A 4,825-nucleotide genomic window follows, 5' to 3' on the forward strand; every position below is an offset into this window, starting at 1 on the left:
CATCTATCCCCTGGCGCATCGACGCCGTAGAAGGGAGAGGGAGGAGACCATCTCATCGGGTTCCATCCCGGCCTGCGCACCAGCAGCTACGCACGCCGGTCGAGATGAGAGCCGGTGCGCTCGGGAGCTGACCTGGCTAGCACTGCACCTCTTGCACCTTTTGCCCTACCTGACCACATTCCACAGGGATCTGCACGCACGGATTTCTGCTCCCGGGTGCGGTAATTCCGCACACCCGTAATAAATCACTATGGTTCTGTTTTTAAAGGGTTTATTTGCAGGAACTAGCCCTTCCATACCCGGCAAAAATGTAAATGTGATTTTCTTACATATTTTGTAACATGTATGCTTCTCATTCGTTGTTGATTCCCGTTCCCATATCGGTTGCTGCCCATGCTTGTTCCCTTTCTGATCATGTTGCGTGAAGGTCTTGAGGCTGCTCTGGTGGTTGGCATCATTGCCAGCTATCTGCGCCAGACCGGACGCGGTGCCTGGATGCCAGCTGTCTGGATCGGCGTTTTTCTGGCGGTAAGTCTGGCGTTGCTGGTCGGCGCGGGGCTGCAGTTGGTGAGCGCCGAGTTTCCCCAGCGCCAGCAGGAAATGTTCGAGGCTCTCATTGGTTTTCTGGCGGTAGGGGTGCTCACCTGGATGGTGTTCTGGATGCGCCGCGCCGCGCAGGGCATGCGGCAGGAGCTGACTGGCGCGCTGGACGGGGCCTTTGCCAGGGCGCACAACCACACCTATGCCCTGATCGCGATGGTGTTTCTGGCGGTAGCGCGTGAAGGTCTGGAGTCGGTTTTCTTTCTGTTGGCGGTATTTCAGCAAAGCCACGGTAGCGCTGCGCCGCTGGGGGCGCTGCTGGGCGTACTCTGCGCTGCGCTGGTCGGCTGGGCTTTTTATCGCGGCAGCTTGCGCTTGAACCTTAAACACTTTTTCCGCGTCACCGGGTTGTTCATCCTGCTGGTAGCGGCGGGTTTGTTCGCAGGTTCGGTACGCGCGTTACACGAGGCCGGCTGGTGGAACCACGCGCAGCAGGTGATGTTCGATCTGAGTACCTGGTTGCCGCTGGATACGCCACTGGGCAGCGTTTTTGCTGGCGTGCTGGGCTATCAACCAACGCCAACACTGAGCGAATTGGTGGCTTATGTTGCCTATCTGTTGATCACCCTGGTGTTGTTCTTTCGCCCCACAGCCACTGTGCCGGTAACGGCGCGGGTTGGCTCTGCGGGCTAAGCTCTGAAGCGAGATTCCATGTCTGATAATGCCTCTCCCTCTGTACCCTCTGCCGGCCTTTTGCGCCTTGGTATTGTGCTCTCTGCGCTGGTGATGCTGGTGGCCTTGGGCCTGTTCTATTTATCACTGGAACAGCCCGCGACGGGCGAGCAGGGCACGCGCGTGACCATTACGGCCACAGGCTGCGAGCCTAAAGCATTGAGTGTGCCCGCCGGCAAGCAGCGCTTTGTGGTGATCAACCAGTCTGAACGCGCCATCGAGTGGGAGATTCTTGATGGTGTGATGGTGCTGGAAGAGCGCGAAAACATCGCCCCGCAGCTCCAGCAAGCCATCACCGCCACCCTGGCCCCAGGGGAGTATCAGATGACCTGCGGCTTGCTCAGCAATCCGCGCGGCACGCTGACGGTCACCCCGGTGCAGGGCGCGGATGTTGCGCCTGCGGTGTCGGCCAAGGCATTTATCGGACCCTTGGCCGAGTACCGGGTGTATCTGACGCTGCAGGGCCGCCAGCTACAGGCAGCGGTCGACGACTTGCAAAGCGCTATCGCCGCCAATGATCTGCCCGCAGCGCAGGAAAGCTGGCGTGAAGCGCGGCTCATAGACGAGCGTATCGCTCTGGCTGTGGGCCTGTTCAGTGACTTGGATCAGCGTCTCAACGGGCGTGCCGACTATTTTGCCCAGCGTGAGCAAGATCCTGACTTCGCCGGTTTCCACCGCCTGGCTGTGGGTTTGTTTGCGCAGCAGAGCACGGCGGAGCTGTTGCCAGTGGCACAGCAACTGAACGCCGATGTGCGACAGCTGCGTGCGCGTCTCAACGATGACGGTGTACCTGCGGCGCAACTGACCAGGGGCGCGGCGAGAGTCCTGCAGGCTTGGCACGACTATCAGCAAAGCCAGCAGCGGGTGAGCGAGCTTGAACTCGCTGACCTGCGCGGTCTGCAGCAGGGAGCCGACAAGGTCGTTTCACTGCTGGCGCCGCTGCTGCAAAACCAGGTGCAGAGCGTGGGAGCGCTGCAGCAGGCGAACCTGGCGCTGGCTGACGCGTTGCAGCAAGCCAGTCCGGATCGCGCCGCGCTGCTGCAGCGGAGCCAGGGGCTGGCCCAGGCGCTGGCGCAGGTAAATGAACAACTGGCGCCGGGCTACTGAGCCGGGCGCCGAATCAATATAGGGTTTATTGCATGAGCGAACAGGATGACATCCCCTTCGGCTGCCCCTTTGGCGGGCTGAATCGCCGCCGCTTTCTCCAGGGATTGGGCGCGGCAGGACTGGGCGCTGCGGCTGCGGGTCTGAGTACCTCGGCCAGCGCTTCGGCCAGCGCCAAGACGGCGGAGGTAACCGATGCGCCATCCAGCTCGGCTACCCGTCAGTCGCATCCCTTTTTTGGTGTGCATCAGCAGGGCATCACCACGCCCAGGCCGGCAGTGGGAATGATCGCATCCTTTGATGTGCTGGCGCGTGATCGCGCCGGGCTTGAGCGTCTGCTGCGCACGCTGACCGAACGCATTGTCTTTCTCACTCAGGGCGGCAGTGTAGAGCAGCGCGATGCACGTTTTCCGCCTGCCGACTCGGGCATTCTAGGCCCCAGCATAGAGCCCGATGCGCTGACCATTACGCTCTCGGTGGGCGCTTCGCTGTTTGACCAGCGTTTTGGGCTGGCCGCAGTCAAACCGCGCCAGTTGCAGCGCATGACCGAGTTCCCCAACGATGCGCTGGACGCCGCGCGCTGTCATGGCGATCTGTCATTGCAGTTTTGTGCCAATACCGAGGGCACCAGCATCCATGCACTGCGCGACATTATCAAAAACACGCCCGGCCTTTTGATGCTGCGCTGGAAACAGGAAGGCACAGTACCGGTGATGGCGCCCAGGGCGGACGGCTCTACCGAGAGCGCGCGCAACTATCTGGGTTTTCGTGACGGCACCGCCAATCCGCAGGCGGACGATCGCCAGTTGATGCAGAAGGTGGTCTGGGTCGATGGCAGCGAAGGCGAGCCGGCCTGGGCCAGCAATGGCAGTTACCAGGCCGTGCGCATTATCCGCAACTTTGTCGAACGCTGGGATCGTACTCCGCTGCAGGAGCAGGAGGCGATTTTTGGCCGCCGGCGCGATAGTGGTTCGCCCATGGCTGGCGGTGTCGAGCACGACGAACCGCAGTTTGCCCATGATCCCCAGGGCGAGGTGACGCCACTGGATTCGCATATCCGCTTGGCCAATCCGCGCACCCCAGGCAGCGAGCGCAACCTGATTCTGCGTCGCCCGTTCAATTATTCCAACGGCGTGGAAGCCAATGGCCAGCTCGACATGGGGCTGCTTTTTATCGCCTACCAGGCCGACCTGCAAGCTGGATTTATCACGGTGCAGCAACGGCTCGATGGCGAGCCGCTGGAGGAATACATAAAGCCGGTTGGCGGGGGCTATTTCTTCACCCTGCCGGGCATACAAACAGGCGACTTTCTGGGCAGCAGCATGCTGGCTGCCAGCTGAGTCGGCCATCCGCAGATTGGTCATACTTTCATTCGCAGGAGAAAAGAAATGTCATTACCTCGTACCTTGTTCATCGCCGCCAGCGCCTTTGGCCTGATCGGCATGCAGGCGTCAGCGCAGGCGGCGGTCGCACCGCAGGATCTGGTCGCGCCCATCACCGATTACAAACTCTATGTGCTGGACAATCTGGAGCAATTCACCAGCCATAGCCGTGAGTTCACTGAGGCCATAAAGGCGGGTGATCTGGAGAAGGCGCAGGCCCTGTACGCGCCAACCCGCGTTTACTACGAACGTATCGAGCCGATTGCCGAGCTGTTTGCCGATCTGGATGCCAGCATCGACGCCCGGGAAGATGATTATGAGAAGGGCGTGCAGGACCCGGATTTCACCGGCTTTCATCGCCTGGAATACGCGCTTTTTCACGAGCGCAGCACCGATGGAATGACAGCTTACGCCGAGCGGCTGATGAGTGATGTGGATGATCTTGAGCAGCGCGTAGCCGGTTTGACCTTCCCGCCGGAGAAGGTGGTAGGCGGCGCGGCAGCGTTGATGGAAGAGGTGGCGGCAACCAAGGTGTCGGGCGAAGAGGATCGTTACAGTCGCACCGATCTGTGGGACTTTCAGGGTAATGTGGATGGCGCGAGGAAGATCTTCGAGCTGGTCAAGCCACTTGCCGCCGAGGAAGATCCGGCCTTTGTCGAGCGGGTGGAAAGCAACTTTGCTTCGATGGAAGAAACCCTGTCGCACTATTACGTGGAAGAGGGTGAGGTGGGCAGTGGTTTCGTCAGCTACGAAAAAGTCAGCGACGCAGACCGCCGCGCGCTGGTCGGTCCGGTTACCGTGTTGGCGGAAGAGTTGTCCACGCTACGCGGCATGCTGGGTTTGAACTGAGCCGTTGATTGCGCGCGTGGGGCTTGTCGCCAGATGAAGTCCGAGCCCCTGGTGCAGCTTGCGCTGCTGGTCGAGATGGAACTCGAGCTTCCCAGGGAATAAACCCGTTGCTGCAGGGCGGGATGTGGCCAGGTGGTGGTTTTCCTGGGACGGCCGTATATGGTCTCCTCCCTCATTGCAAGGCCTCCAGCTTTTGATAACAAGAGCAGGTTGTCTGT

4 protein-coding genes are annotated in these 4,825 nt (G+C 60.5%); all 4 read left to right on the forward strand.

Annotated elements, in window-relative coordinates:
* The first annotated feature begins 393 nt into the window (after positions 1–393).
* Genes efeU through efeO (V7756_RS18785) form a run of 4 tightly spaced genes read left to right on the forward strand, consistent with a single transcriptional unit; the run spans position 394 to position 4,607 of the window.
* Positions 394–1,233, forward strand: a complete 840-nt coding sequence (gene efeU / locus V7756_RS18770; protein ID WP_335611731.1) for an iron uptake transporter permease EfeU — start codon at positions 394–396, stop codon at positions 1,231–1,233.
* Between the two features lie 18 nt (positions 1,234–1,251).
* Positions 1,252–2,379 carry an iron uptake system protein EfeO gene (efeO, locus tag V7756_RS18775; RefSeq protein ID WP_335611732.1) on the forward strand — a complete coding sequence of 376 codons (1,128 nt, stop codon included), beginning with the start codon at positions 1,252–1,254 and terminating at the stop codon, positions 2,377–2,379.
* A gap of 32 nt (positions 2,380–2,411) precedes the next feature.
* Positions 2,412–3,716: an iron uptake transporter deferrochelatase/peroxidase subunit gene (gene efeB, locus V7756_RS18780; protein ID WP_335611733.1), complete on the forward strand. Its 1,305-nt coding sequence runs from the start codon at positions 2,412–2,414 to the stop codon at positions 3,714–3,716.
* Positions 3,717–3,764: 48 nt separating this feature from the next.
* Positions 3,765–4,607, forward strand: coding sequence for an iron uptake system protein EfeO (gene efeO, locus V7756_RS18785; protein ID WP_442909032.1), 843 nt, complete (start codon positions 3,765–3,767; stop codon positions 4,605–4,607).
* The last annotated feature ends 218 nt before the right edge of the window (positions 4,608–4,825 follow it).

Origin of the sequence: Halopseudomonas sp. (genome assembly GCF_036961105.1) — a bacterium.
Classification (GTDB): Bacteria; Pseudomonadota; Gammaproteobacteria; order Pseudomonadales; family Pseudomonadaceae; genus Halopseudomonas.

What these genes read in the sequence shown, in the direction of transcription:
- efeU (WP_335611731.1), top strand. Translation starts at nt 394, where the DNA reads ATGCTTGTTCCCTTTCTGATCATGTTGCGTGAAGGTCTTGAGGCTGCT.
- efeO (WP_335611732.1), top strand. Translation starts at nt 1,252, where the DNA reads ATGTCTGATAATGCCTCTCCCTCTGTACCCTCTGCCGGCCTTTTGCGC.
- efeO (WP_442909032.1), top strand. Translation starts at nt 3,765, where the DNA reads ATGTCATTACCTCGTACCTTGTTCATCGCCGCCAGCGCCTTTGGCCTG.
- efeB (WP_335611733.1), top strand. Translation starts at nt 2,412, where the DNA reads ATGAGCGAACAGGATGACATCCCCTTCGGCTGCCCCTTTGGCGGGCTG.